This is a genomic window from Pseudomonas sp. R25(2017) (assembly GCF_002112565.1).
In the GTDB taxonomy this organism is placed as follows: Bacteria; Pseudomonadota; Gammaproteobacteria; order Pseudomonadales; family Pseudomonadaceae; genus Aquipseudomonas; species Aquipseudomonas ekonensis.
In genome coordinates this window covers 15,793-41,022 of the sequence record NZ_NEHZ01000027.1, presented here as the reverse complement: position 1 = coordinate 41,022, position 25,230 = coordinate 15,793, and the positions used below count along the sequence as shown (strand labels likewise).

Below are 25,230 nucleotides of genomic sequence, written 5' to 3'. Positions count from 1 at the left end.
CGGTCGTGACTGTCAGGTCTGACAGTCGCCGGACGCCGACATTTACTGTGTGGTGGCATCACATGCGCTCCGACCGAGACCGACCGCCATGACACTGCTGGAAAACGTAGAACAGACCTGCAAACGCCTGGCGCCCGGCGGGTGGCAGTCATTGATGCGGGCACACGGGCTGGACCTGTCGGCGGTGCCGCTTGACGTCGAGCTGCTCAAACCGCTGACCATCGATAGGACCCTGCCGGGCTTCGAGGATTTTTCAATGGCAGGCTTCCGGGCCATCGAGCCAGGAGAACCCTCGCGCAGCCTGCTCTTCCATGCCTTGGCCTCAGCGCGGGTCACGCTCGATGCAACCGGCCAGCCGTTGCAACTGTTTCCCTCCCCGGCCGAGATCGAAACGCTGCTCGACCTGGTCTTCGGCATCCGCCCTCCCACACTCGACGAGCTCCGGCAAAGGGCCCGGGGAGCGCCTCTCGCCGTAGCCGTGTTTGCCGGCGAATACCGTTGCGCCGTCGATACGGTGCACGGCGTACACGCCGACCTGTGCTTTTCCCGCACCGGCATCGCCCGTGTCGGCACCGCCGCCGCCCGCTACGACCCCCGCCTGCGGAGCCATCTGCCTTGGGTGGACGATGATGCCTACGGCATCCGGGTCATGCCCGTGCGCTACAGCGCCTATGTCGCCGTGCAGCTCAAAGGCGACGCCGAACGGTTCGGCCCGTTGGACTTTCAGGAGGACATCGACGACGGCCTGGATTTCTGGGTGCCGCTGCACAAACTGTTCGAGGGCCCCGAATGCATCGCCGGCATGGAGCTGACGCTGCGGCTGGACAACCACCAGATCAACGAAAAGCTGCGGCACATACACCTGCGTCATGCCGGCACCGGTTGGCAGGAGCCGGAAATCAGCCAACCGCCGTTCGTCATCAGCGAGGGCCTGGCGTATTGGGCAGACCCGGCGGATCGGGGGCCAGGGCTCTTGCTGCCGCAGGTCAGGCCACGCCTGGTCGAGCCGGCCTGCCTCGACGGCCAGCCCCTTGCCTTTCAGATGCCGGCCGGAACCGCCGGCATGGTGCATGGCCGCCACAAGCTCAATGAGGACGGCAGCATCGAGGATCTGAACGACCGGGAAGGCGTGGGCGAGCTGGTCGACCGCGGCGGTTACCGGACCCTGCACTATCACGACGGTACGGCTGACGGTTGGGTGCGTGCGCATTGCTTGCCGTTGAACACCCAGATGCCGTCGGTGGCGGCTTACTCCGTGATCGGCCCGCCGGATTTCTTTCCCTTGTGCACCCAGCGACGGTTGCTGACGTGGGTGAACCACGAACCTGTAATACCCGACCCCGACATCTGGCACGCCCGGTTGCAAGCCCTGTCGAATGTCCGCTACTGCGCCAACCTTGCGCTCAAGGATCAACCGTTTTCGCCAGACGACCGCAGCGTGACGGCAATCGTGGCACAACTGCGCCACACCAGCGTTCCCCCCTCCGGCGACCTGCAACCGGCCATCGCCCGACCGACCTCATTGCCCGACGGCGCAGCCGGTGTGTTCGGCCCGGGTTGGGAGACCGGCTGGATCCGTCAGCGGATGCCAGACGACAGCTGGATCAATGTGCTGGCCGGTTACCAGATGGCCAGCCCGTTCACGGAAGACATACGCATCTGCGCGGCGCTGGGCTCGTTCTGGCCAGGCACCGCACCGGATTCGGCACAGACCTTTGAACCCCGCAGAACCTTGCACAGCATCATTCCGCTGACCGACGGGGAAACCGGTCAGGGGGCCGTCGCCTGGGATCACCAGCAACGGCCGCAACTGATACAGGATCAGGGGCGGACATTGGCCCGCTACCGCGCCTACGAATACAGCGACTACACGCAGGTCGCCCTCGACAACCGGTTTTCCCTGCAGCAGACCGGCGCCGTGGATCAGCAGGCCTACCAGAACCGGGTGCTGTCGATGTACCGCGTCTACAACGCACTCGGTGCAGGCCAGAACGACGCCGAGCGCAACCGTTGGCCGGTGCTTTCGTTCCAGAGCGTGCTGCGGCCCGATCCGGAGCTGGACCTGGCGGAGCGACAGGCCGGCACCGCACTGGACGGCTGGGTGCATCGCTACCGGATGTACCGACGCGGCGACGTCTCCACCCCGGCGGGCGACTTCAAGCGGCGGGACGTCGAGGTGCAGGAACAGGTGAGCCTCTTCGTCAGCGTCGCAGCGATGCTGCTGAAGACCGACGGCGCCCCCTGGCGACTTGTGCTTGAACCGCTTTGATGTGGTGGTGGTCGGCGGTGGCCCCGCAGGATCCGCGGCGGCCATCGGCTGTGCGCAGCGCGGATGGCAGGTCGCCCTGATCGAGCGACACGCCTTTCCCCGCTTCCGCCCCGGCGAAAGTCTGCATCCGGGCATCGAGCCGTTGCTGCAACAACTGGGTGTGGCTGAACGGTTGTGCGGCATGGATGCCATGCGCTTCCACGGGCATTGGGTGCAGTGGAACGCACCGCCGCGATACATCGGCTTCGGCGGCGACGACGACGGCCCTTGGCGCGGCTTCCAGATCGCCCGAGCCCGGCTGGACATGGCGCTGCTGCAAAGGGCTGCGGCGCTGGGAGTGACGGTTCGTCAGCCTTGTCGGGCGCGACGGGTGCTCATCCACCAACACCGAGTGATCGGCGTGGAAACCGACACCGGCCCCCTGTTTGCCTCGTACGTGCTCGACGCCAGCGGAGCGTCGGGCTGGCTCGGCCGTCGACTGCAGCTACCGCTGCGCCGTTGCTCACCACCGTTGCAGGTCCGCTTCGGCTACCTCGACGGGCACATTGCACCCTATTCGCAGACACCGCACCTGCTGGCCGACACCGACGGCTGGACATGGCTGGCGCAGGTGGAGGAACAAACGCTGCACTGGGCACGGCAGACATTCGAAGCGCAACGCCTGACGAGGGGGGATCACCCGCCTTGCGCATTGCCCGAACCGCTGCGGAACCTGCCGCCCCGGGGGCGCCCCCGCAGCGCCGACGTGACGTGGCGCATCAGCGCCGCCCCCGCCGGCAGCGGCTACTTCATTGCCGGCGACGCGGCCAGCCAGCTCGACCCGGCCTCCTCCCACGGCGTGCTCAAGGCCCTGATGACAGGCATGCAGGCTGCGCAAGCAATATCCGACTGTCTCCGGCATCCGGCTTTGCAGACGGCGGCGCAGTCGCAATACAGCCAATGGTTGAGCGACTGGTTCGAACGGGACAAGGCCCAGTTGCAGCGTTTCTATCGCCTGCACCCATGTCCGCCCCGGTGGCTGCCGACCGATGAATGAATCAGTTCCCCACCACACCGTCGTCATGCAACTGGCGCAGCAGCGCCTGTCCGCTGTCCAGAAACGCCGTAGTCACAGGCAACCCGGCTTCGGCCGCCAGCGCCCCGAGGTGTTCGGCCCCGATCATCTGCGGCCATTCGCCGATCCGTTGCAGCAGACGCCAGGCCAACGGGCTCAGCTCGGAAAACCTCACGCTGAAGTCTGCCGTGCGCCTGACCAGCAACAGGGTCGGCTCGGCGGGCGGCGTGGCCGGTCGATGATCCGGCCCCAGCTTCTGCACCGGCCAAGCGTAGGCCAGCGGCCAGGCAAGTGGCGACACCTGCAACGGCCGGGTCAGCAACGAGGCGCCGTCGCTCGGCGGCAAGGGCTGCGCATCGGACTGCTGCAACACCATCTCCACCCATTCGTAATGGGCCAGTTCCACCAGGAACCCCGGCCACTGGCCTTCGCCCGGCTCGTCCGCGCGATCGGCGAGATAGCCGACGAACGCTTCGGCGATTTCACCGAACTTCGGCGTCTGCGCGCGGTGATCCCGCAGAAAGCCGCGGACCAATGTGCGCCAGGCGTCCTGGCCGATGATCCGGATCAGCACCGGAAAGGTGCCGCCCAGCAACTGCGAAACATTGTTGAACACCAGGTCGCGGTACACCTCGACCCGCGCCGCCTTCATGCCGGGCGGAGGCGACTGGTTGTCCGGATCCCGCAGGTAGCGGGTCAAGGCCAGTTGTTGCCGCTCAAGGCTGTCCATGCTGACCTCCTTCGGCTTGCAGGCGGCGGATGGTCCGCAACTCAGCCACCAGGTCGGAGAACGCCGGGAAGTTGAAGTCCCGTTCAAGCAAGGTCGGCCGCGCACCGAAACGGGCATAGGCTTTGGCCAGCAGCGCCCACACCACCGGTTTCACCGGGGCGCCGTGGGTGTCGATCTTCAGCGTGTCGGACTCATCGAAATGCCCGGCCACGTGCATGCCGACCACCCTGCCCGGCTCGATGGCATTCAGCAGGGTCAGTGGGTCGAACCCGTGGTTGACCGAGTTCACGTAAACGTTGTTGACGTCCAGCAGCAGGTCGCAGTCGGCCTCGCGCAGCACGGCGTTGGTGAAGGTCGCTTCGTCCATGTCCTGCCGGGGGGCGGCGTAATAGGAAACGTTTTCCACCGCCAGCCGCCGGCCGAGGATGTCCTGGGCCTGGCGGATCCGTGCGGCGACGTGGTGCACCGCCTCTTCGGTGAACGGCAGCGGCAGCAGGTCGTAGAGGTGGCCGTCGTCGCTGCAGTAGCTCAGGTGTTCGCTGTACAGCGGCACGTCGTAGCGGTCGAGGAACGCGCGCACCTCGTGCAGGAAACCGGTGTCCAGCGGCGCCGGGCCGCCCAGGGACAGCGACAGGCCGTGACACGACAGCGGATAGCGCTCAGCCAGTTCGCGCAACGCCGCGCCATGGGCGCCGCCGACGCCGATCCAGTTTTCCGGCGCGACCTCAAGGAAGTCGAAATCGCCGGTGCGGGCGGATCGCAGGTCTTTGATCAGGCCACGGCGCAGGCCGAGCCCGACACGGGGCGGTACGGTGGGATGTTGAGTCTGCATGGGCAAGGTCTCGGTTGAGGCGCCGCCGGAGATGGCGGCTGACCTGTCCAGTAGGCGCCCTGGCTGTATCGCGGCTGTGTGGCCGGCCGGGTGAAGGTCGACGGTTTTGTATCGCGAACGGGGCCATACACACTGGGATACACGCCGGCGGTGGGTCCCGGGGCAGAAATCCGATGTCCGCCATCGGTTCGGGGTGAGTGTTTTGCCATCACGGGACTAGACTCAAACATTACCCAGTCGAGGGGGCCGCAGGGCGCCGCTTGCGCCCGATTCCATGACCACCGCCCGGTGGCGATCGCCTCGACGCCCGCACAGCCGCCGGAGCGTGATCCTGCAACAGGAGCACCTGTGATGGACGAGGCCAGACTCAACGAGTTCATGGGCAAACTGGTCAACGACATGGGCGGCGCGGCGATGCTGGCCAATGTCATCGTCGGCGAAGAGCTCGGCCTGTACCGGGCGATGGCCGACAGCCAGCCGATCAGCCCGGAAACCCTCGCCGAAAAGACCGCCTGCAACACCCGCCTGGTGCGCGAATGGCTCAGCGCCCACGCCGCCTCCGGCTACATGGAACACCTGGACGGAAAATTCCGACTTCCCGAAGAACAGGCCCTGGCCTTGGCCATCGAAGATTCGCCGGTGTATGTCGCCGGCGGCCTCGGGGTGGTCGCGTCGTTTTTCCACGACAAGGACAAACTGGTCAAAGCCATGCGCGGCAACGGCGCCCTGCCCTGGGGCGACCACCACCCGTGCATGTTCACCGGCACCGAGCGGTTCTTCCGCCCAGGCTACAAGGGGCACCTGATCGCCGAGTGGCTGCCGGCGCTGGACGGCGTGGTGACCAAGCTTGAGGAAGGCGCCAAAGTCGCCGACGTCGGCTGCGGCCATGGCGCCTCCACGGTGATCATGGCCCAGGCCTACCCCAATTCGCGCTTCGTCGGTTTCGACTACCACGCGCCCTCGGTGACCGTCGCCACCCAACGCGCCGAAGAAGGCGGGGTCAGCAGCCGGGCACGGTTCTTCCAGGGCACGGCGAAAAGTTTTCCCGGCGACGACTACGACCTGATCTGCTACTTCGACTGCCTGCATGACATGGGCGACCCGGTCGGCGCGGCGCGTCACGCGTATGACTCGTTGAAGGACGACGGCACGGTCCTGCTGGTCGAGCCGTTCGCCAACGATACGCTGGACGACAACATCAACCCGGTCGGCCGGTTGTTCTACGCCGCCTCGACGTTCATCTGCACCCCGAACTCGTTGTCCCAGGAAGTCGGCCTCGGGCTCGGCGCGCAGGCCGGCGAGCTGCGTTTGCGCAAGGTGTTCAGCGAGGCGGGCTTCAAGCAGTTCCGGCGGGCCACGCAGACGCCGTTCAACCTGATCCTGGAGGCGCGCAAGTAACGCGAAGGGGGTGAGGGAGCGTGCTCCCGACGGTGCGCGCGCAGGCCCCGAAACACAGAGGCCCACTGCGCAATCCGGCGGGAGCAAGCCCCCTGGCCACGGCAGGTGCTAATCTGCATGCACCTTCTGCCTGCGGAGCTTCGGTCATGACCGACCGTTCCTGTCCCGACCGTTCCAACCCCGACGCCTTCACCCATTTGCTGGAAGCCATGGCCGGCGGCGACTTCGTGGTGCTCACCGGCGCCGGCATCAGCACCCCGTCCGGCATCCCCGACTACCGCGACAGCGACGGCGTACGCCGTGGCCGCCAGCCGATGATGTATCAGGAGTTTCTCGCCGCCCCCGAATCCCGCCGCCGCTACTGGGCCCGGGCCATGCTCGGCTGGCCCCGGGTGCGCCAGGCCCGGCCGAACGTGGCCCACGAGGCGTTGGCCGACCTGCAGGAGCGCGGCCTCATCAACGGGGTCATCACCCAGAACGTCGACACCCTGCACGACCGCGCCGGCAGCCGCGACGTGATCGAACTGCACGGCAGCCTGCACCGGGTGCTCTGTCTGGACTGCGGCCGGCGCAGCGAACGGGACTCGGTCCAGCAGTGGATGGAAACGCAGAACCCTTACCTTGCCGGCGTCGATGCGGTGCAGGCGCCGGATGGCGACACCCTGCTCGACCCGGCCTTCGAGGCACGGTTCCAGATGCCCCGCTGCCCCCATTGCGACGGCGAACGGATGAAGCCGGACGTGGTGTTCTTCGGCGAGAACGTCGCCCAGCCCACGGCGGCGCAAGCCATGGCGGCGGTGGAACGGGCGGCCGGGATGCTGGTGATCGGATCGTCCCTGATGGCGTTTTCGGCCTTTCGCCTGTGCCGGGCGATCGCCGACCGGGGCAAGCCGCTGATCGCGATCAACCTGGGCAAGACCCGGGCGGATGAATGGCTGGACCTGAAGATCGAAGGTTCGTGCGAAGTGTTGTTGCCCCGCTTGGCGAAATGCCTGGCCCCATGACGGCTTTTGTGGGAGCCAGCCTGCTGGCGATGGCGGTGGATCAGGCACCGGAGATGCCAGCTGTGCCGGCCTCATCGCTGGCAAGTCGAATCGTCGCACCGCAGCTCCCACAGGTTTCGGTGGAGGGCTCAGACCCTGTCATCACCCCGGATCCCTGTGGGAGCCAACCTGCTGGCGATGGCGTCCTTCAAGGCTCCGCAGGGCCCAGGCGCTGGCCGAGGTTTTCCTGGCGCAGGATGTCGAACAGCGCCTGCGCCGCCGCCGACAGTTCGTTGCCCGGCTCGGTCAGCACGCCGATGGCCCGCTCCACCACCGGTTCGCGCAAGGTCAGGCAGCACGCGCCCAGTTCCTGCATCTGCTCCGCGCACAGGGCCGGCACGGCGCTGACGCCCAGGCCGCTGGCGACCATCCTTCCGACCGTCGCCAGTTGATGGCTTTCGAACTCCACCGGGAGTTTCATGCCCCGGGCCTGCAAGTGCTCCTCAAGCATCACCCGCACCGTGGACGGTCGCTGCAACGTGATGAACGGTTGCTCAAGCAAGGTCAGCCAGTCGATTTCCTGGCGCCCGGCCCACGGCGAATCCTGGGGCACCACCGCCACGAAGCGGTCGGTGTACAGCGGCGTGAAGCTCAACGACGTGCTCTGCATCGGCTCGAACGCCACCCCGAGTTCCACCTGACGGTCGCGCACCATCTCCAGCACCTGTTCGTTGACCACGTCGTTGACCGTGACATTGACGTTCGGGTAACGCGCGCGAAAATTCTTCAGGATCGGCGGCAGCAGGTTGCCGGCGAACGACGGCATCGCCGCCAGCGTCACCCGCCCCCGTTGCAGGCTGAAGCGTTGGCGCATTTCGTCTTCGGCGTTGTCCCAGTCGGCGATCAGGCGCCGGGCCAGCGGCAGCAGGGATTCGCCCTCCGGGGTCAACGCCACGTTGCGGGTGTTGCGGCTGAACAGGCGTCCGCCCAGCCCCTCTTCCAGCGCCTTGATGGTCAGGCTCAGCGCCGACTGCGACAGGTGCAGGCGCTCGCAGGCCACGGCGAAACTCAGGCTCTGGGCCACGGCGAGGAAGGCGCGGATCTGTTTGATGGTCATGGTCGCGTTGCTCCAGTTGTAAGCCGCAAGCGTTAAGCTGCAAGACGGGGACGGTGATTAATTGAGTTTTATCAATCAATCCACCCTAAAAATCAACTTAACAAATATATCGTCCGGCGAGACACTCCAACCATTCGGCTAGCCAGCCGCCTACCAACAATAAAAGAGGTGCCTATGGCAGGTTTCGACAAGCGCGTGTACTCCTACGAGGAGGCTCTGGCCGGCCTCAAGGACGGCATGACCGTGATTTCCGGCGGCTTCGGCCTGTGCGGCATCCCCGAAAACCTGATCGCCGAGATCAAGCGCAAGGGCACCCGCGACCTCACCGTCGTCTCCAACAACTGCGGCGTCGACGGCTTCGGCCTCGGTGTGCTGCTGGTGGACCGGCAGATCCGCAAGGTGGTGGCCTCCTACGTCGGCGAGAACAAACTGTTCGAGGAACAGCTGCTCAAAGGCGACATCGAAGTCGTCCTCACCCCGCAAGGCACCCTGGCCGAGAAAATGCGCGCCGGCGGCGCGGGCATCCCGGCCTTCTTCACCGCCACCGGCGTCGGCACCCCGGTGGCCGAAGGCAAGGAAGTGCGTGAGTTCCACGGCCGCAAATACCTGATGGAAGAGTCCATCACCGGCGACTTCGCCATCGTCAAAGGCTGGAAGGCCGACCACTTCGGCAACGTCATCTACCGCCACACCGCCCAGAACTTCAACCCGCTGGCCGCCACCGCCGGCAAGATCACCGTGGTCGAGGTCGAAGAGATCGTCGAACCCGGCGAGCTGGATCCGTCGCAGATCCACACCCCCGGCATCTACGTCGACCGGGTCATTTGCGGCACGTTCGAAAAACGCATCGAACAGCGCACCATCCGCAAATAACTCAGGCTGACGGAGAACAAGAACATGGCACTTACCCGCGAACAAATGGCTCAACGCGTCGCCCGCGAAATGCAGGACGGCTTCTACGTGAACCTCGGCATCGGCATCCCGACCCTGGTCGCCAACTACATCCCCGAAGGCATGGAAGTCATGCTGCAATCGGAAAACGGCCTGCTCGGGATGGGCCCTTTCCCGACTGAAGACACCATCGATGCCGACATGATCAACGCTGGCAAACAGACCGTGACCGCGCGGATCGGCGCGTCGATCTTTTCCTCGGCCGAGTCCTTCGCGATGATTCGCGGCGGTCACGTCGACCTGACCGTGCTCGGCGCGTTCGAAGTGGACGTGCAAGGCAACATCGCCTCGTGGATGATCCCCGGCAAACTGGTCAAGGGCATGGGCGGCGCGATGGACCTGGTGGCCGGCGCCGACAACATCATCGTCATCATGACCCACGCCTCCAAGGACGGTGAGTCCAAGTTGCTGAGCCAGTGCAGCCTGCCGCTGACCGGCGCCGGGTGCATCAAGCGCGTCCTGACCGACCTCGCCTACCTTGAAATCGAAAATGGCGCTTTTGTCCTCAAGGAACGCGCACCTGGCGTCAGCGTCGAGGAAATCGTCGCCAAAACCGCTGGTAAACTGATCGTCCCGGATCACGTACCGGAAATGCAGTTCGCTGCCGAGTGAGGAATTCGAAAATGCAAGACGTCGTCATTGTTGCCGCCACGCGCACCGCGATCGGCAGTTTCCAGGGGTCGCTGGCCACCGTCTCCGCCGTGGATCTGGGCGCGGCGGTCATCCGCCAGCTGCTTGAGCAGACCGGTCTGGACGGTGCCCAGGTCGATGAAGTGATCATGGGCCAGGTGCTGACCGCCGGCGCCGGCCAGAACCCGGCGCGCCAGGCCGCGATCAAGGCCGGCCTGCCCCACGCCGTGCCGGCCATGACCCTGAACAAGGTCTGCGGCTCGGGCCTCAAGGCCCTGCACCTGGGCGCCCAGGCGATCCGCTGCGGCGACGCCGACGTGATCATCGCCGGCGGCCAGGAGAACATGAGCCTGGCCAACTACGTAATGCCCGGCGCCCGCACCGGCCTGCGCATGGGCCATGCCCAGATCGTCGACACCATGATCAGCGATGGCCTGTGGGACGCCTTCAACGACTACCATATGGGCATCACCGCCGAAAACCTGGTGGACAAGTACGGCATCAGCCGCGAGCAGCAGGACGCCTTCGCCGCCGCTTCGCAGCAGAAAGCCGCTGCAGCCATCGAGGCCGGCCGCTTCGTCGATGAGATCACCCCGATCCTGATCCCCCAGCGCAAAGGCGACCCGGTGGCGTTCAAGACCGATGAGCAACCGCGCGGCGACACCACCGCCGAATCCCTGGCCAAACTGCGCCCGGCCTTCAAGAAGGACGGCAGCGTCACCGCCGGCAACGCATCGTCGCTCAACGACGGCGCCGCCGCCGTGATCCTGATGAGCGCCGAAAAGGCCAAGGCCCTGGGCCTGCCGGTGCTGGCGAAAATCGCGGCCTACGCCAACGCGGGCGTCGACCCGGCGATCATGGGCATCGGCCCGGTCTCGGCCACCCGCCGCTGCCTCGACAAGGCCGGCTGGTCGCTGGATCAGCTGGATCTGATCGAAGCCAACGAAGCGTTCGCGGCCCAATCGCTGGCGGTGGCCAAGGACCTGCAATGGGATCTGGCCAAGGTCAACGTCAACGGCGGCGCCATCGCCCTCGGCCACCCGATCGGCGCATCGGGCTGCCGCGTGCTGGTGACCCTGCTGCACGAAATGCTCAAGCGCGATGCGAAGAAAGGTCTGGCGACCCTGTGCATCGGCGGCGGCCAAGGTGTGGCGCTGGCGCTGGAACGGGCGTAAGCCAAAAGCGTTCATCAGCGGTCGGCGGATCCACGACATCCGTCGCCCTCTGGCAACAAACCCGGCACGGCTTGCGTCGTGCCGGGTTCTTTTTTGCCTGGGCTCAGGGGAAACCGTTCAACATCGTCGGTGACTGACCCACCGCCATCGCCAGCAGGCTGGCTCCCACAGAATCTTGCGGTGGCCTGCCAATGCCGCGAACACCGCCGGCCCCTGTAGGAGCTTGCCTGCAAGCGATGGCGGCGTGTCAGGCAATGAAGATGTCGGATGTACCGACCTCATCACCAGCAGGCTGGCTCCCACAGGATTCTGCGTTGGGCTGCCATTTCTGCGAACGCCGCCGACCTTTGTGGGAGCTGGCTTGCCAGCGATGGCGGCATGTCAGGCAACGAGGATGTCGGCTGTGCTGGCCTCATCGCTAGCAAGCTACCTCCCACAGGATTCTGCGTTGGGCTGCCATTTCTGTGAACGCCGCTGACCTTTGTGGGAGCTGGCTTGCCAGCGATGGCGGCATGTCAGGCAATGAAGATGTCAGCTGGATCGACCTCAACGCCAGCAGGCTGGCTCCCACAGAATCTTGCGGTGGCCCGCCAATGCCGCGAACGCCGCCGGCCCCTGTGGAGGCTGGCTTGCCCGCGATGGGGATGGTGCAGCCCCCGCAACTGTGAAGGTCAAGCAACCAGCTGCAGGATCAGCCAACTGTTGGCCCCGCTGATCACCGCAAACAACCCCCACGCCAACACCCGGGTCGGCAACCGGTTCACGAACGGCCCCATCAGCTGTCGGTCGTTGGTCATGCGGATCAGCGGGTACAAGGCGAACGGCAGTTGCAGGCTCAGCACCACCTGGCTCAGCACCAAGAGCTTGCCCACCGCGCCGTCGCCCATCAGCCACACGCCGATGAACGCCGGGATCAGCGCCAGGCCCCGGGTGATCAGGCGCCGCTGCCAGCAGGGGATCCGCAGGTTCAGGAACCCTTCCATGATCACCTGGCCGGCGATGGTGCCGGTGAACGTCGAACTCTGCCCGGACGCCAGCAGCGCCACACCGAACAGCACGCTGGCCAGCGCCCCGCCCACCAGCGGATCCAGCAGGTGATAGGCGTCCTGGATGTCCGTGACGTCGGTGTGCCCGGACTGGTGAAACGCCGCCGCCGCGAGAATCAGGATCGCTGCGTTGACCAGCAGCGCCAGCGCCAACGAGCCGATGGTGTCGATGCGCGCCAGTTTCACCGCGTCCTGCTGGCTGGCCAGGTCCTTGCCGATCAGCCGCGTCTGCACGATGGACGTGTGCAGGTACAGGTTGTGCGGCATCACCGTGGCGCCGAGGATGCCGATCGCCAGATACAGCGGCGCCGCTTCGCCGATGGCCGACAGCGACGGCTTGAAGCCTTGGGCGACGTCCGGCCAATACGGCTTGATCAGCAGCAACTCCACGAAAAAGCACACGCCGATGGTGCCCACCAGCACCAGCATGATCGCCTCCAGCCGCCGGAAGCCCCGGTTCTGCAAGGCCAGCACCAGCAGCGTGTCGAACGCCGTGAGGGCGATGCCGACGCTCAGCGAGCACCCCAGCAGCAAATGAAACGCCAGCGCACAGCCCAACACTTCGGCCAGGTCGGTGGCGATGATCGAAATCTCCGCCAGCCCCCATTGCAGCCGTGCCGTGCCGGCGCTGTAGCGCTCACGGGACAATTGCGCCAGATCCCGCCCGGTGGCGATGCCCAGGCGCGAACACAGGCACTGGACGACCATTCCCGCCAGGCTCGTCAGCAGCACCACGAACAGCAGGCTGTAGCCGAACCGCGACCCCGCCTCGATGGCCGTCGCCCAGTTGCCCGGATCCATGTAGCCGATGGACACCAGCAGTCCGGGGCCGGCGAAGCGCAGCACACGCTTGAAGAATGAAGCACTCGGATCGACCGCGACGCTGCCGGCCACTTCCGGCGGGCAGAACGGCGCGGTGCCGACCTTGGGCAGACTGAATTTCACGCACACATCCAGAAACAAGTGGGAAAGGCTCGCAGCTTAGACGTTTCGCCCGCCGTGCCCAAGGGACGATGTGCCGAGTTTTCGGGGGGGCGTATTTTTGTATACAAAAATTGTATTTTCCTGAAGCAATCCCCTCGCCGCGATGCTACCGTGGCCCCTCTCACCCGACGGAGCCCTTCGCGTGCTGATCCTCAAACTGTTGCTGATCCCCGGTTTCCTGCTGCTGATTTCCCTGGCCGGCAAGCGCTGGGGGCCAAGTGTGGCCGGTTGGCTGTCGGGGTTGCCGGTGGTGGTCGGGCCGATCCTGCTGTTCCTCGCCCTTGAGCAGGGCCTGGCGTTCGCCGCGCAATCGGCGGTGGCGGCGCTGTCGGCCATGCTTGCGATGATTGCGTTCTGCGTCACCTACGCTCAGGTCGCGCAACGGGCGAACTGGCCATGGGCGCTGGCGGTTTCCCTCAGCGTCTGGGCGCTGCTGGCGGTGGCGCTGTCGCTGATCCCGCCGTCGCTGCCGTTCTCGGTGGCGGCCGCTGCGACGGCGTTGCTGGCGGCGCCACGCCTGTTCCCCGACGTGCACCCGGTGGTGGGCGGCCCGGCGCCGAAATCGGATCGGTTGATCTGGCGGATGGTCGCCGGCGCGGCGCTGACGCTGGTGGTGACCCTGCTGGCCAGCACCGTGGGCGAACGCTGGAGCGGCCTGCTGGCGGTGTTTCCGGTGCTGGGCAGCGTGATGGCGGTGTTTTCCCAGCAGACCCGCGGCCCGGCGTTCACCGCCGCACTGCTGCGGGCGACGGCGACGGGGATGTATTCGTTTTCGGCGTTTTGCCTGGTGCTGGCATTGACGCTGCCGAGGTTGGGCTGGTGGGGGTTTGCGATGGGAGTCGCCGTCTCTCTGGCCATGCTGCTGGTGACTCGACAACTTGTGACAAGCGCGAACCATAAGCACGCCGGATTGGCCGACCGGCCTTGACTCAAGCCCAGGCGCCCATCGCTGGAATGGGAGCCTGAAACACATCCCTATCAGGACTCGGCTTGACCCTCACCAGTTGCCGAAGTCGACAAAATCATAAGGGTACGGATCTGAACACTCCGGGCTTGAAGGAGCATCCTTGGGGCAAACCTTCACATCGAACTTCCCCTTGGCCGGAGGATTGGTCAGATTGATCTGAAAATCCCGGGTGTCGTACTTCTGTGCACTCCCCATCGGGATCCATTGGCCCGAAGCGTTTTTGTAGGAGGCCTGCAGATCCTGTGCGGCCGTCTTGGGCGTAGTGCCGTAGACAGTCTGGAAAAACCCTTCCTGCTTGATGGTGCTGATGATGATTTTTTCGTTGGCCATGTCCGTGACTCCAATGCCGATCGCCGTTCGATCAGCTACGCGCCATTCTTCAGGCCCAACAGACTTCCGTGCACCTGACAGAAATTACAGTTCCGATGGACGGGCACTCGCCCGCCCCGCACTGGAGTATCAAGCGCCAGCCATGGGATGATCCGCGCCACACGTGACCATCCTTGGAGATCAGAATGTCGTTGCCTCTTAAGAAAGCCGCCGTTTTACTGCTGGCGGCCGTCACAGCCTTTGGAGCGTTCAACGCTCAGGCTGCCGCCAAACCCAAGGACAAGCCCGCCGGCGAAAAGGTCTCGATGCTCGACGGCAAGCTCACCTTCACGCTGCCCAAGGGGTTCGTCGCCGACCCGCTGCCGCCGGGCCCGACCGGCGCCAAGGGCACGATGTACACCAACCAGGCTACCCGCACGGTGGTCATCGCCGCAGAGAACCAGATTCCCGAAGGCAACAACGTCAAGGACAACGACAGCGCGTTCCTCGACGCCACCGTGACGGACTTCATCGAAGGCCAGCGCAAGGCGTTGCCGGACTTCAACAAGCTCAGTGAGAAAAGCATCACCCGCAAGGGCAACGGCCTGGGCCTGCGCCAGGTGGACAGCACCGCCACCCAGGGCGGCGGCCAGACCCTCAACACCACGCTGATGGCCGGCTCCGGCACCCGGATGGCGCTGGTTCAGGTGATTTCCCGGGCCAGCGACAAGAGCGGCCACGAAACGCTGGTCAACGCGATCCTCAAGGAGAAGTGACCGTCAGGGATTGAGCCCCTGCAGCCAGGCGCTCAAATCCCGCAGTTCCGCCGCGCCGATGCTGTGGCCCACGCCGGGGTAGGCGTGGAACTGCGGCGCGTAGCCCAAGCGCTTCAGCAATGCATCGGCCTGGGTGCCGTCGCGATAGGGCACACGGTCGTCGGCGGTGCCGTGGCCGATGAAGACCTGCACCGGAGCCGGTGGCCCGGCGGCTTCGAGTTCGGCCTTGAGCACCGGCAACAAGCGCCCGCTCAATGCGGCGAATCCGCCCACCACTGCGGGCTGGCGCAGGCCCACTTCGTAACTCATCATCGCGCCCTGGCTGAAGCCGACCAGGTACACTTTGTTCGGCTCGGCGTGGTATTTCTGCGCCGCAGCCGTCACGAAGGCCCGCAGTTTCTGCCCGCTGGCCTTCAGGTCATCGGGCTCGCCGTTGTAGGCCCCTTCGCCCTTCTTGCGAAACCACTGGAAACGCCCTTCCCCCAGCGCCATCGGCGCCTGCACCGACAGGTAGTTGTACTGCGCCGGCAGCTGAAACTTCATGCCGATCAGATCCGCCTCGTTGCTGCCGTAGCCGTGCAGGAAAACCACCAGCGGACGCGGTTCGGCATCCGGGTGGACCTGGGCCAGGTAATTGAGCGGCAGATCGGTCTGCAGCGTGGTCTGGGCCTGGGCGGTGCCGCAGGCCAGGAGGGCAAACAGGGCTAGCGTCTTGAGCATGGGGCGTCCTTGGCGGTGGGCCGTATCAGGGGCAGAGCCTGGCATGATCCGCATTCTGTGTCGCAACCAAAACCGCTATCGCGAGCAGGCTCGCTCCCACAGGGGAACGCGGTCGACTGTGGGAGCGAGCCTGCTCGCGATGAGGCCCTTGAGTCAAACACACACTCAGTCGTTGATCAGCTTCCCGGCCCGGATCGGCTCGCGCCCGGCCACTTTCGCCTGCCAGATCCCCGGCTGGGTGTAGCGCCCGCGGTCGAGGGCGAACAGCACGCCGCTGGTGCCGGCGCGCACGGTGGTGACCCGGTCGTTCAGCGGGTCGACCACTTCGAACAGGGCGTCTCCCTGCTCGACCCACTCCCCCGCGTCCCGCAGGAAGCTCACCACGCCATGGTGCGGCGCGAACAGGTATTGGGTGCCTTCGAACGGCATGCCTTCACAGCATTCCTGCGGCGCCGGTGGCCATTCGCCGCCGATGAAGCCTTGCTCTGCCAGGAAGCCCAGGATCGCCTCGCAGTTGGCCTGGGCCTGTTCGACCCGGGTGTCGCCCATGCTGCCCAGCTCCAGGGTGGTCGCCAGGTTGGCCGGCGGAATCGCCGCCTCGGGGAACGCCCGCGCCAGGCGCAGCCACGGCGACGAGCAGGATTCATCGAACGAGCTGCCGCCGGAGTCCTCGCACAGCAGCGCCACGCCGGCCTTCAGGCGGGCGGCCAGGGACTGCCACTGCGGCCAGTGCTGCGGCAACGCATACAGGTGAATGGCCGCTTCGAAGTCGCAATGCAGATCCAGGGTGATGTCGGCGTCACAGGCGTGGCGCAGCAGCAGACGGTGCAAGGCTTCCAGCTGCGAGGCCGGGGCCGGCAGGTCGTCGAGCACCTGGCCCATGGTCTGGCGGATCAGCGCGATGTTGGCGGCGGCGTCATCGCCCAGACGCTCGCCGACCAGGGCCGCCACCGGCGCGCTCAGTTCGACGAACGCACGGTTGAAGTTCTTGCCGCTGCCCAGTTCGAAGCGGCCCATGTGGGCGCTTTGCAGGTGCTGGTCCAGGCCGATGGGGTTGGCCACCGGCACCAGCTCGATCACGCCTTGCAGGCGCCCTTCGCGCTCCAGCGCGCCCAGGCGCTGCTTGAGCTCCCAGGCCGTGCGCATGCCCGGCAGCTCATCGGCGTGCAGGCTGGCCTGGATGTACACCTTGCGCGGGCCTGCGCCGAAGCGGAACACGCTGAGGGAACGTTCACTGCCCAGATGGCTCCAGGGCAACTGGTGATCGATGCGTTGCATGGGGAACTCCTGAATCTCGAAGCGGCGGTAAACGCCTGTGGGAGCGAGCCTGCCAGCGATGGCGGCCGGTCATGTCCGTGGGCAATCGCGGGCAGGCTCGCTCCCGCAAGGGTTTCTTGCAATCGCGAAAACGAAAAAAGTGGCCCCGCCGAGGCGCAGGCCACTCTTCTACAGCGTATTAATGGCCGTACACGTCAAAGTCGAAGTACTTGTCCTGCACTTGCTTGTACTTGCCGTTGGCGCGGATCTCGTTGATGGCGGTGTTGAATTTTTCCGCCAGCTCCGTGTCGCCCTTACGCACTGCGATGCCGGCGCCGCCGCCGAAGTACTTGGCGTCTTCATACGTCGGGCCGACGAACTCGAAGCCTTTGCCGGCGTCGGTCTTCAGGAAACCGTCGCTGAGGTTGACCGAGTCGGCCAGCATGGCGTCGATGCGGCCGGACACCATGTCCAGGTTGGCCTCTTGCTGCGAGCCGTAGCGCACCAGCTCGATGCCGGCCGGCACCAGCACTTCGGTGGCGTAGCGGTCGTGGGTGCTGGCGCGCAACACGCCGACTTTCTTGCCCTTGAGCTCGGTCAGCGGATCCTTGACGCCGGAGCCCGACTTCATCACGAAGCGCGCCGGGGTGTGGTAGTACTTGATGGTGAAATCGACGTTTTTCTTGCGGTCGTCGGTGATGGTCATGGACGACAGGATCGCGTCGATCTTCTTCACTTTCAGCGCCGGGATCAGGCCGTCGAACTCCTGCTCGACCCAGGTGCATTTGACTTTCATCTGTTCGCACAGCGCGTCGCCGATGTCCACGTCGAAACCGGCCAGCTTGCCGTCGGGGGTTTTCATCGAGAACGGAGGGTAACCGGCTTCAATGCCGATGCGGATCGGCTTGGCCTCGTCGGCCACGGCGGTCAGGGACAGCATCGACAGTGCCAGGGCACCGAACATAACCAGCTTTTTCATTTATTTCTCCCGTGTGCGGAGGCTTTTATTGGCAGCTTTCGATTGTCAGGGTTCGGCCTTGCCGGTGATGGCAAAGAATCCGAAGTGGCCGGCAGTCTATGGCGGCTCGCACGGGGCAAATTGTGTTTAAGCGACAAATACTTACAGAAAATCGGCGAGTGCCTGGCAGGTGGGAAAGGTGTGCGCCATCACAGTGCAAGGACTGTAGGACAAACCCTCAATCTCACCAGGATCGAGGGCTATTGTGGTGAGGGAACCGGTTCCCTCACCACAACGGACGTTCGTCCTTCAGGCCGGGATCAGCATTCGCACCCGATCGCGGCGCTCGCCGGACGCTGCATCGCCACGCTCAATTGGAACCCCTCGTCCAGCCAACCGGTGACGCCGCCGATCATCTCCTTGACCGGATACCCCAGCGCCGCCAGCTTCACCGCCGCCTTGTTGGCGCCGTTGCAGTGCGGGCCGGCGCAGTAGACGACGAACAAGGTGTCCTTCGGGTAGCCGGCCAGGCTCTCGGCGGTCAGCAGACGTCCAGGGAGGTTGACCGCTCCGGGCACATGCCCGCGCTCAAAGGCCAGCGGCCCGCGCACATCCACCAGCACGAAGTCCGTTTCGCCGGCCTCCTGGCTGCTGAAGACGTCGGAGCAATCGGTTTCGAACGTCAGACGGTTGCTGAAATGCATCAAGGCGATGGCCGAGGAAGCGGCCGGGATTTGGCGAACCAGGCTGGTCATGGGGAAAGCTCCTGCGTCTGTGGGTGTGAACAGACTTTATCGGGGCGTCGCTTGCCGCTACAGTGGCGCACAAGACACTCATCGGGAATTTTCCGCCAAATGACTGATTCGCCCGGCCGGGTCGCCATCCTCGCCTACGATGGCCTCTGCACTTTCGAATTCGGCATCGCCGTCGAGATCTTCGGCCTGGCCCGGCCGGAGTTCGATTTCCCGTGGTACGAGCACTGCATCGCTGCCGTCGACCCGGGCCCGATGCGGGCCATGGGCGGCATCCGGGTGCTGGCCGACGGCGGCCTGGAACTGCTGGAGCAGGCGCGCACGGTGATCATCCCCGGCTGGCGCGACCGCAGCGCCCCGGTACCCGAAGCCTTACTGACTGCGCTGCGCCAGGCCCACGCCCGCGGCGCGCGGCTGCTGTCGATCTGCTCCGGGGTGTTTGTGCTGGCGGCCAGCGGCCTGCTCGACGGGCATGGCGCCACCACCCACTGGCGCTACACGGCGGAACTGGCCGAGCGCTTTCCGGCCATCGAGGTCGACCCGGACGTGCTGTACGTCGACGCCGGACAGTTGATCACCTCGGCCGGCAGTGCGGCGGGCATCGACGCCTGCCTGCATCTGGTGGCCCGCGACTTCGGCACCCAGGTCGCCAACTCGGTGGCGCGGCGCCTGGTGATGTCGCCGCAGCGCACCGGCGGCCAGGCCCAGTTCATTCCCGCCCCGGTCAGCCCGACACCGCGCAGCGACCTGTCGCGGGTGATGCAATGGGCCCGCGAGCGGTTGCATGAACCTTTGGAAGTGCGCGACCTGGCCAGCGAGGCGGCGATGAGCGAGCGCACCTTCCTGCGGCGCTTTACCGAGGCCAGCGGCCAGTCGCCCAAGGCCTGGCTGCAGCACGAGCGGCTGGCCCGGGCGCGGGAACTGCTGGAGAGCAGCGGGCAGAACACCGAGCAGATCGCCCTGCGCTGCGGCTACCGCTCGGTGGAAAGCTTTCGCGTGGCGTTCCGCAGCGTGGTGGGTGTGCCGCCGTCGGTGTACCGCGAGCGGTTCGGGCGCGAGGTGCGGACACTGTCCTGAGGCCTTGATGCCGGCTGGGCCGGCCTCAAGGCTTGCGCAGCAGGTAGGTGTCCATGATCCACCCGTGCTCCGCCCGCGCCGCCTGGCGCACCCGCCCGATCTCATCGGCGACGTCCTGGAGCCGGCCGCTGATGAGGATCTCGTCCGGCGTCCCCAGATAGGCCCCCCAGAAAATCTCCGTCTGCGGATCCGCCACCTGACGGTACGCGTCCTGCGCATCCAGCATCACCACCACAGTGTCCGCATTGCTCACCTGCCCCGCCGCCAGGCGCCGTCCCGTGGTGATTTCGACCGAGCGGCCGATGCCGTTCAACGGCACCCTGTGCTGCGCCGCCAGCGCCTGGACACTGGTAATGCCGGGGATCACCTCGAACTCGAACACACATCGGCCCGACAGCACAATTGCCTGCAGGATGCGGATCGTGCTGTCGTACAGCGCCGGATCGCCCCACACCAGAAAACCGCCGCACTGGCCGTCAGCCAATTCTTCGTTGATCAGTCGTTCGAAAGACGCCTGCTTGGCACGGTTCAGATCCTCGACGCTGGCGGTGTAGTCCACATCCCCGCGTTCACGCTCAGGGCTGTGGGCTTCGACGAAACGGTACGCAGGATCGGTGATGTAGCGCTCACAGATTTCGCGGCGCAGGTCGATCAGCGAACCCTTGGCCTGGCCCTTGTCCATGAGAAAGAACACATCCACCCGGTTGAGCGCCTTCACGGCCTGCATCGTGATGTAGTCCGGATGGCCGGCGCCGATGCCGATGACCAGCAAACGTTTCATCAAAGGGCTCCTCCCAGGTCGATGCCGGGCAAGCGTAGCCGCCAGCGGCCGGCGAAACGCAGATCGACCAGGGCCAGCGGCTCGACATCGATGCACTGGGAGGCCTGGACCTGAACCACGTGGGCCAGCGCCGCACGGATCACAAACGGATGGGTGATCGCCACGGTGTGGCCGGGGCGGGATTGCAGGACGGCCAGCCAGGCCGCCACCCGCTCGCCCAACTGCGTCACCGATTCCCCGCCATGGGGCGCGGCCCCCGGATCCTCCAGCCAGGCGTGCAGCGCCTCGGGTTCGTTCTGCTGCAGCGCCTTGATCGATTGCCCCTGCCAGCGCCCCCAGTCGCAATCGCGCAACGCCTCATCGACTTGCGCTTCACGGCCAAACGCTTCGGCGGTCTGACGGGTGCGCAACTCGGGGCCGCAGACCAACCGGTACGGGGCGTCGAGCCGGGCGGCCAGCGCGGCGTCGGCCAGCGTCCTTTGCTCGATCGGCTCATCCGTAGGAAAACGCGCCAGTTTTTGTGCGACGGTTCGCGCGTGGCAAACCAGGGTCAGGCGGATGGCCAGCACGGTAAATCACTCGGTGAGGAAGAGAATGCGAGAACAGTTGAACGCCACGATGACGGCCATTGTGCCGTAAACAAAAGGTTCGCGGGGTGCGGGATGAAGAAGTCTACCGCCACGAAGCGACAATGTCTGACACGAGAATGGGCAATGGCCTACAAGCGAGAAAGAAACTCGCCTAGCCCTTACGGCCCGGGCATCTTGCCCCGTTTGGGTGCTTGCAGACATACGCTGAAAATTCACTAGACATGTAACGTGAGTTACATAAATACTGTTTTAACGGATTGTGAAACAAATTCTACACCCCCATCCAGCAGGAGCCCGGATGCCCCCTCTCAGAGACCTGATCACCGATCCCGGCCTCGACCTGACGCCCTCGGAGCGCAAAGTCGTGCGTGCGCTGCTGGATCAGTACCCGCGCAATGGCCTGGGGCCGATGGCACGCCTGGCCGAACACGCCGGCGTCAGCGACCCGACCATCGTGCGGTTGGTGAAAAAGCTCGGTTTCGGCGGCTACGCCGACTTCCAGGACGCGCTCCTCAGCGACATGGATCATCGCCTGCGCTCGCCGCGCACCCTGCTGCAGCCGCGTTCGCAGCACAAGAGCGACGACCCCTGGAGCCACTACCTGACCCACAGCCACGGGCTGCTGGTCGAGACCCAGGCCCTGACCCAACCCGAAGACGTGCGGATCCTGGCGGACTGGCTGCTCGATACGCGCCATCAGGTGCACTGCTTCGGCGGACGCTTCAGCAGCCTGATGGCCAACTACCTGCTCAATCACCTGCGCCTGCTGCGCCCCGGCTGCTTCGCGCTGGAAGACAACGCCCAACTGCCGGACCGGCTGTTCGACCTGCAACGCCAGGACGTGGTGCTGGTGTTCGACTACCGCCGCTACCAGACCCAGGCCCTGCGCGTGGCCAGCGCGGCCAAGCACAACAACGCCCGGGTGGTGCTGTTCACCGACATCTACGCCTCGCCGCTGCGGGAACTGGCCGACATGATCATCAGCGCCCCGGTCGAGTCCGCCTCGCCGTTCGACACCATGGTGCCGGCGCTGGCGCAGGTCGAAGCGCTGATCGCCAGCCTGACCCCGCGCTGCCCGAACCTGGCCGAACGCCTGGAGGGCATCGACGCCATGCGCAACGACTTCGACACCCACCTGCTGGAGGATAAATAAGGATGTTCAGCCTTCCCCACCGCTCGCCACGGGCTCTGCCGTTCGTCACGGGCCACACCGCACTGCTGTTGGTGGACATGCAGCGGGCCTGGCTCGAACCGCAGTTCGACCCGCACCTCGAAGGCCCGGACGCCGCGTACTTCCTCAACCGTACCCGCGCGCAGGTGGTGCCCAACCAGCAGATGCTGCTCAACGCCTTTCGCCGGGCGCGGCAGAACGTGCTGCACACGATCATCGAAAGCCTGACCGCCGACGGCCGCGACCGATCGCTGGACCACAAACTGTCGGACATGCACCTGCCCAAGGGCAGCGCCCAGGCCCGGGTCATCGCTGAACTGACGCCTTCGGAAAACGAAATCGTGCTGCCCAAGACCTCGTCCGGGGTCTTCAACTCGACCAACATCGACTATGTGCTGCGCAACCTCGAGACCCGCCACCTGATCGTCGCCGGCATCGTCACCGACCAGTGCGTCGACATGGCCGTGCGCGACGCCGCCGACCGCGGCTACCTGGTGACCCTGGTGGAAGACGCCTGCGCCACCTACTCCGCCGAGCGGCACGAGGCCTGCCTGAACGCGATCAAGGGCTACTGCTGGATCACCGACACCCAGACCGTGCTGGGCCGCCTGCGGGAGATGCAGCCATGAGCGAACGCCTGTCGCCACTGCCGATGACCACCCTGGTCACCACCGACCTGACCGGCATCACCCGGGGACGCTCCTTCCCCACCGATGAGCTGGAACATTACCGCGCCGCCGGTTGCGGCTGGGTGCCGGCCAACAGCGCGCTGACCCCGCAGGACATCATCGCCAGCACCAACCCCTGGGGCGCCTACGGCGACCTGCGGCTGATTCCTGACCTGACCAGCCGCGTCACCGTCGGCAACGGCCCGGACGCGGCGGCCCCGGCGCTGGACTTCATCCACTGCGACATCCGCGAAACCGACGGCCAAGCATGGGGTGCTTGTCCGCGCACCCTGCTGCGCGATGAGGTCGAACGCTACCGCGACGGGCTCGGCCTGCAGATCAATGCCGCGTTCGAGCACGAATTCAACCTGCACGCAGGCTTTGCCGAACACCTGGCCTTCTCCCTCGAATCCCAGCGCCAGGGCGCCGAATTCGGCGGCTGGCTGCTCAGTGCGCTGCGCGCCGGGCAGGTCGAGCCGGAGATGTTCCTGCCCGAATACGGCAAGCACCAGTACGAGATCACCTGCCGCCCGGCCCTGGGCGTGGCGGCGGCGGACCGCGCAGTGAACGTGCGCGAGATCACCCGCGAGATCGCCCGGCAGATGGGGCTGGACGTCAGCTTCGCGCCCAAGACCGCCGCCGACGCCGTGTGCAACGGCGTGCACCTGCACCTCAGCCTGCTCGACCTCGAAGGCCGGCCGGTGCTCTACGACGCCGGCACCAGCAACGGCCTGTCGACCCTCGGCCAGCACTGGGCGGCAGGCGTGCTGCATTACCTGCCGGCGCTGTGCGCGTTGACCGCGCCGACGCCGGTCTCCTACGAGCGCCTGCAGCCGCACCACTGGAGCGCGTCCTACGCCTGCCTCGGCCAGCGCAACCGCGAAGCGGCGCTGCGGATCTGCCCGACGGTGACGCTGGGCGACAAGCCTGTGGCCAAGCAATTCAACCTGGAGTTCCGCGCCATGGACGCCACCGCCTCGCCGCATCTGGCGATGGCCGCCCTGCTGATCGCCGGGCGCTTGGGCATCGAGCGCAAGTTGGCGCTGAACGCGGTCACCGACGAAATTCCCGATTCACTCAACGACGAACAACGCAAGGAGCGGGGCATCGTCGCCCTGCCCGGCTCACTGGCCCAGGCACTGGATTGCCTGCGCAACAGTCAAGCGCTGGCGCTGGCCCTGCCGGCGCCGCTGCTCGATACGTATTTCGCCCTTAAGACCGAGGAACTGGCGCTGACGGAACAGCTCTCGCCCGCTGACCTGTGTGAGCACTATGCACGCCTGTACTGAACCTGCCGAGCTTGGGTTGTATACCCGACCGGTCTACAACCTGAGCCGCGAAGACTCGAGGCACCCGCTGATCCTGGTGTGCGAGCACGCCAGCCGCTACATCCCCGAGGCCCTGAACGACCTGGGCCTGGATGAGGCCGCCGCCTGCGAGCACATCGCCTGGGACATCGGCGCGCTGGCGCTGGCCGAGCGGCTGTCGGAGCAATTGGGCGCGACGCTGCTGAGCGCCAACTATTCGCGGCTCTTGATCGACCTCAACCGGCCCCGGCACGCGCCGGACAGCATTCCGGCGCAGAGCGAGATCTATCAGGTACCGGGCAACCGCGACCTGGATGAAACCACCCGCGAATACCGCCGTCAGACGTTGTTCAAGCCCTTTCATTCGCGGTTGCAGCAATTGATCGACACCCGCCTGGCCGCCGGCCGTCCGGTGCGGGTGGTGGGAATCCACAGTTTCACCCCGGTGTACTACGGCCAGCCCCGCGAGCTGGAGGCGGGCGTGCTGTTCGGCCAGGCCAAGGCCTACGCCCACCGTCTGCTCGATGGCCTGGGCCAGCACCCGCTGAAGGTGGCGGGCAACCAGCCCTACCGGGTCGACCCGCTGGGCGACATGACCGTGCCGGTGCACGGCGACGCCCGGGGCCTGGAGTCAGTGCTGATCGAGGTGCGCAACGACCTGCTGCGCAGCCCCGACGCGGTGGCGCGCTGGGCCGGTTATCTGGCCCCTCTGCTGTAGTCTTTTTGCT

Annotated in this window: 25 protein-coding genes; 14 read left to right on the top strand and 11 right to left on the bottom strand. The window is 65.8% G+C overall.

Features of this window, described 5'->3' with window-relative positions; translation table 11 throughout:
• Positions 1 to 88: 88 nt before the first annotated feature.
• Positions 89 to 2,269 (top strand): hypothetical protein, encoded by a 2,181-nt coding sequence (locus tag CAG31_RS26520; protein ID WP_085586708.1) that lies wholly within the window; start codon positions 89 to 91, stop codon positions 2,267 to 2,269.
• Positions 2,256 to 3,305, top strand: a complete 1,050-nt coding sequence (locus tag CAG31_RS26515) for an NAD(P)/FAD-dependent oxidoreductase (RefSeq protein ID WP_085586707.1) — start codon at positions 2,256 to 2,258, stop codon at positions 3,303 to 3,305. The genes CAG31_RS26520 and CAG31_RS26515 overlap by 14 nt, the downstream gene beginning before the upstream one ends.
• Before the next feature lies 1 nt (position 3,306).
• Here the strand turns inward: CAG31_RS26515 and CAG31_RS26510 are convergent, their stop codons facing one another.
• Positions 3,307 to 4,053, bottom strand: coding sequence for a DUF2063 domain-containing protein (locus CAG31_RS26510; RefSeq protein WP_085586706.1), 747 nt, complete (start codon positions 4,051 to 4,053; stop codon positions 3,307 to 3,309).
• A complete protein-coding gene (locus CAG31_RS26505; RefSeq protein WP_085586705.1) occupies positions 4,040 to 4,885 on the bottom strand; it encodes a DUF692 domain-containing protein in 846 nt (281 codons plus the stop codon). The genes CAG31_RS26510 and CAG31_RS26505 overlap by 14 nt, the downstream gene beginning before the upstream one ends.
• Before the next feature lie 351 nt (positions 4,886 to 5,236).
• Here CAG31_RS26505 and CAG31_RS26500 point away from each other — a divergent pair, with 351 nt between their 5' ends.
• Entirely contained in the window at positions 5,237 to 6,283 is a 1,047-nt protein-coding gene (locus tag CAG31_RS26500; RefSeq protein WP_085586704.1) for a class I SAM-dependent methyltransferase, read from the top strand.
• 209 nt (positions 6,284 to 6,492) lie between these two features.
• Entirely contained in the window at positions 6,493 to 7,287 is a 795-nt protein-coding gene (locus CAG31_RS26495) for an NAD-dependent protein deacetylase (RefSeq protein WP_139831409.1), read from the top strand.
• A gap of 187 nt (positions 7,288 to 7,474) precedes the next feature.
• On the opposite strand, the gene CAG31_RS26490 is transcribed toward CAG31_RS26495, so the two are convergent.
• The gene (locus tag CAG31_RS26490; RefSeq protein WP_085586702.1) at positions 7,475 to 8,383 is read right to left on the bottom strand and encodes a LysR family transcriptional regulator; all 909 of its coding nucleotides are present in this window, start codon (positions 8,381 to 8,383) and stop codon (positions 7,475 to 7,477) included.
• 174 nt (positions 8,384 to 8,557) lie between these two features.
• Between CAG31_RS26490 and CAG31_RS26485 the strand changes: the two genes are divergently transcribed.
• The 3 genes from CAG31_RS26485 to CAG31_RS26475 are packed head-to-tail and all read left to right on the top strand — an operon-like array spanning position 8,558 to position 11,139.
• Entirely contained in the window at positions 8,558 to 9,256 is a 699-nt protein-coding gene (locus tag CAG31_RS26485; protein WP_085586701.1) for a CoA transferase subunit A, read from the top strand.
• A gap of 24 nt (positions 9,257 to 9,280) precedes the next feature.
• Positions 9,281 to 9,946, top strand: a complete 666-nt coding sequence (locus CAG31_RS26480; RefSeq protein WP_085586700.1) for a CoA transferase subunit B — start codon at positions 9,281 to 9,283, stop codon at positions 9,944 to 9,946.
• 11 nt (positions 9,947 to 9,957) lie between these two features.
• On the top strand, positions 9,958 to 11,139 hold the full coding sequence (locus tag CAG31_RS26475; RefSeq protein ID WP_085586699.1) for an acetyl-CoA C-acetyltransferase: 1,182 nt from the start codon (positions 9,958 to 9,960) through the stop codon (positions 11,137 to 11,139).
• 671 nt (positions 11,140 to 11,810) lie between these two features.
• On the opposite strand, the gene CAG31_RS26470 is transcribed toward CAG31_RS26475, so the two are convergent.
• Positions 11,811 to 13,130: an Nramp family divalent metal transporter gene (locus tag CAG31_RS26470; RefSeq protein WP_085586698.1), complete on the bottom strand. Its 1,320-nt coding sequence runs from the start codon at positions 13,128 to 13,130 to the stop codon at positions 11,811 to 11,813.
• A 181-nt stretch (positions 13,131 to 13,311) separates the two neighbouring features.
• Between CAG31_RS26470 and CAG31_RS26465 the strand changes: the two genes are divergently transcribed.
• A complete protein-coding gene (locus CAG31_RS26465; protein ID WP_085586697.1) occupies positions 13,312 to 14,097 on the top strand; it encodes a hypothetical protein in 786 nt (261 codons plus the stop codon).
• Positions 14,098 to 14,166: 69 nt separating this feature from the next.
• Here the strand turns inward: CAG31_RS26465 and CAG31_RS26460 are convergent, their stop codons facing one another.
• Complete coding sequence (locus CAG31_RS26460) at positions 14,167 to 14,466, bottom strand: hypothetical protein (RefSeq protein ID WP_085586696.1); 300 nt, start codon at positions 14,464 to 14,466, stop codon at positions 14,167 to 14,169.
• Positions 14,467 to 14,651: 185 nt separating this feature from the next.
• Between CAG31_RS26460 and CAG31_RS26455 the strand changes: the two genes are divergently transcribed.
• Positions 14,652 to 15,221, top strand: a complete 570-nt coding sequence (locus tag CAG31_RS26455; RefSeq protein WP_085586695.1) for a hypothetical protein — start codon at positions 14,652 to 14,654, stop codon at positions 15,219 to 15,221.
• 3 nt (positions 15,222 to 15,224) lie between these two features.
• On the opposite strand, the gene CAG31_RS26450 is transcribed toward CAG31_RS26455, so the two are convergent.
• The 4 genes from CAG31_RS26450 to CAG31_RS26435 all read right to left on the bottom strand — a co-directional run bounded on the left by CAG31_RS26450 (position 15,225) and on the right by CAG31_RS26435 (position 18,911).
• Complete coding sequence (locus tag CAG31_RS26450) at positions 15,225 to 15,941, bottom strand: alpha/beta hydrolase (RefSeq protein ID WP_085586694.1); 717 nt, start codon at positions 15,939 to 15,941, stop codon at positions 15,225 to 15,227.
• A 165-nt stretch (positions 15,942 to 16,106) separates the two neighbouring features.
• Positions 16,107 to 17,219 (bottom strand): succinylglutamate desuccinylase/aspartoacylase family protein, encoded by a 1,113-nt coding sequence (locus CAG31_RS26445; RefSeq protein WP_085586693.1) that lies wholly within the window; start codon positions 17,217 to 17,219, stop codon positions 16,107 to 16,109.
• A gap of 178 nt (positions 17,220 to 17,397) precedes the next feature.
• A complete protein-coding gene (locus CAG31_RS26440) occupies positions 17,398 to 18,177 on the bottom strand; it encodes an ABC transporter substrate-binding protein (RefSeq protein ID WP_085586692.1) in 780 nt (259 codons plus the stop codon).
• Positions 18,178 to 18,476: 299 nt separating this feature from the next.
• Positions 18,477 to 18,911, bottom strand: a complete 435-nt coding sequence (locus tag CAG31_RS26435; protein WP_085586691.1) for a rhodanese-like domain-containing protein — start codon at positions 18,909 to 18,911, stop codon at positions 18,477 to 18,479.
• Between the two features lie 99 nt (positions 18,912 to 19,010).
• Between CAG31_RS26435 and ftrA the strand changes: the two genes are divergently transcribed.
• On the top strand, positions 19,011 to 19,985 hold the full coding sequence (gene ftrA / locus CAG31_RS26430) for a transcriptional regulator FtrA (protein WP_085586690.1): 975 nt from the start codon (positions 19,011 to 19,013) through the stop codon (positions 19,983 to 19,985).
• 25 nt (positions 19,986 to 20,010) lie between these two features.
• Here ftrA and cobF read toward each other — a convergent pair whose 3' ends face one another.
• Positions 20,011 to 20,766 carry a precorrin-6A synthase (deacetylating) gene (gene cobF, locus CAG31_RS26425; RefSeq protein WP_085586689.1) on the bottom strand — a complete coding sequence of 252 codons (756 nt, stop codon included), beginning with the start codon at positions 20,764 to 20,766 and terminating at the stop codon, positions 20,011 to 20,013.
• Entirely contained in the window at positions 20,766 to 21,335 is a 570-nt protein-coding gene (locus tag CAG31_RS26420; protein WP_085586688.1) for a histidine phosphatase family protein, read from the bottom strand. Before CAG31_RS26420 ends, cobF begins: the two co-directional genes overlap by 1 nt.
• Before the next feature lie 319 nt (positions 21,336 to 21,654).
• On the opposite strand from CAG31_RS26420, the gene CAG31_RS26415 reads away from it, so the two are divergent.
• The 4 genes from CAG31_RS26415 to CAG31_RS26400 are packed head-to-tail and all read left to right on the top strand — an operon-like array spanning position 21,655 to position 25,220.
• Positions 21,655 to 22,509 (top strand): MurR/RpiR family transcriptional regulator, encoded by an 855-nt coding sequence (locus CAG31_RS26415; protein WP_085586687.1) that lies wholly within the window; start codon positions 21,655 to 21,657, stop codon positions 22,507 to 22,509.
• A 2-nt stretch (positions 22,510 to 22,511) separates the two neighbouring features.
• Positions 22,512 to 23,156 carry an isochorismatase family cysteine hydrolase gene (locus tag CAG31_RS26410; protein WP_085586686.1) on the top strand — a complete coding sequence of 215 codons (645 nt, stop codon included), beginning with the start codon at positions 22,512 to 22,514 and terminating at the stop codon, positions 23,154 to 23,156.
• A complete protein-coding gene (locus CAG31_RS26405; RefSeq protein ID WP_085586685.1) occupies positions 23,153 to 24,484 on the top strand; it encodes a glutamine synthetase family protein in 1,332 nt (443 codons plus the stop codon). Before CAG31_RS26410 ends, CAG31_RS26405 begins: the two co-directional genes overlap by 4 nt.
• Positions 24,468 to 25,220, top strand: coding sequence for an N-formylglutamate amidohydrolase (locus tag CAG31_RS26400; protein WP_085586684.1), 753 nt, complete (start codon positions 24,468 to 24,470; stop codon positions 25,218 to 25,220). Before CAG31_RS26405 ends, CAG31_RS26400 begins: the two co-directional genes overlap by 17 nt.
• The last annotated feature ends 10 nt before the right edge of the window (positions 25,221 to 25,230 follow it).

Excerpts from the sequence above, each read along its gene's own strand:
- CAG31_RS26400 (WP_085586684.1), top strand. The coding sequence starts at position 24,468 with ATGCACGCCTGTACTGAACCTGCCGAGCTTGGGTTGTATACCCGACCG.
- CAG31_RS26445 (WP_085586693.1), bottom strand. The coding sequence starts at position 17,219 with ATGCAACGCATCGATCACCAGTTGCCCTGGAGCCATCTGGGCAGTGAA.
- CAG31_RS26480 (WP_085586700.1), top strand. The coding sequence starts at position 9,281 with ATGGCACTTACCCGCGAACAAATGGCTCAACGCGTCGCCCGCGAAATG.
- cobF (WP_085586689.1), bottom strand. The coding sequence starts at position 20,766 with ATGAAACGTTTGCTGGTCATCGGCATCGGCGCCGGCCATCCGGACTAC.
- CAG31_RS26475 (WP_085586699.1), top strand. The coding sequence starts at position 9,958 with ATGCAAGACGTCGTCATTGTTGCCGCCACGCGCACCGCGATCGGCAGT.
- CAG31_RS26460 (WP_085586696.1), bottom strand. The coding sequence starts at position 14,466 with ATGGCCAACGAAAAAATCATCATCAGCACCATCAAGCAGGAAGGGTTT.
- CAG31_RS26500 (WP_085586704.1), top strand. The coding sequence starts at position 5,237 with ATGGACGAGGCCAGACTCAACGAGTTCATGGGCAAACTGGTCAACGAC.
- CAG31_RS26520 (WP_085586708.1), top strand. The coding sequence starts at position 89 with ATGACACTGCTGGAAAACGTAGAACAGACCTGCAAACGCCTGGCGCCC.
- CAG31_RS26510 (WP_085586706.1), bottom strand. The coding sequence starts at position 4,053 with ATGGACAGCCTTGAGCGGCAACAACTGGCCTTGACCCGCTACCTGCGG.
- CAG31_RS26410 (WP_085586686.1), top strand. The coding sequence starts at position 22,512 with ATGTTCAGCCTTCCCCACCGCTCGCCACGGGCTCTGCCGTTCGTCACG.
- CAG31_RS26505 (WP_085586705.1), bottom strand. The coding sequence starts at position 4,885 with ATGCAGACTCAACATCCCACCGTACCGCCCCGTGTCGGGCTCGGCCTG.
- CAG31_RS26415 (WP_085586687.1), top strand. The coding sequence starts at position 21,655 with ATGCCCCCTCTCAGAGACCTGATCACCGATCCCGGCCTCGACCTGACG.
- ftrA (WP_085586690.1), top strand. The coding sequence starts at position 19,011 with ATGACTGATTCGCCCGGCCGGGTCGCCATCCTCGCCTACGATGGCCTC.
- CAG31_RS26485 (WP_085586701.1), top strand. The coding sequence starts at position 8,558 with ATGGCAGGTTTCGACAAGCGCGTGTACTCCTACGAGGAGGCTCTGGCC.
- CAG31_RS26435 (WP_085586691.1), bottom strand. The coding sequence starts at position 18,911 with ATGACCAGCCTGGTTCGCCAAATCCCGGCCGCTTCCTCGGCCATCGCC.
- CAG31_RS26440 (WP_085586692.1), bottom strand. The coding sequence starts at position 18,177 with ATGAAAAAGCTGGTTATGTTCGGTGCCCTGGCACTGTCGATGCTGTCC.
- CAG31_RS26455 (WP_085586695.1), top strand. The coding sequence starts at position 14,652 with ATGTCGTTGCCTCTTAAGAAAGCCGCCGTTTTACTGCTGGCGGCCGTC.
- CAG31_RS26405 (WP_085586685.1), top strand. The coding sequence starts at position 23,153 with ATGAGCGAACGCCTGTCGCCACTGCCGATGACCACCCTGGTCACCACC.
- CAG31_RS26495 (WP_139831409.1), top strand. The coding sequence starts at position 6,493 with ATGGCCGGCGGCGACTTCGTGGTGCTCACCGGCGCCGGCATCAGCACC.
- CAG31_RS26450 (WP_085586694.1), bottom strand. The coding sequence starts at position 15,941 with ATGCTCAAGACGCTAGCCCTGTTTGCCCTCCTGGCCTGCGGCACCGCC.
- CAG31_RS26490 (WP_085586702.1), bottom strand. The coding sequence starts at position 8,383 with ATGACCATCAAACAGATCCGCGCCTTCCTCGCCGTGGCCCAGAGCCTG.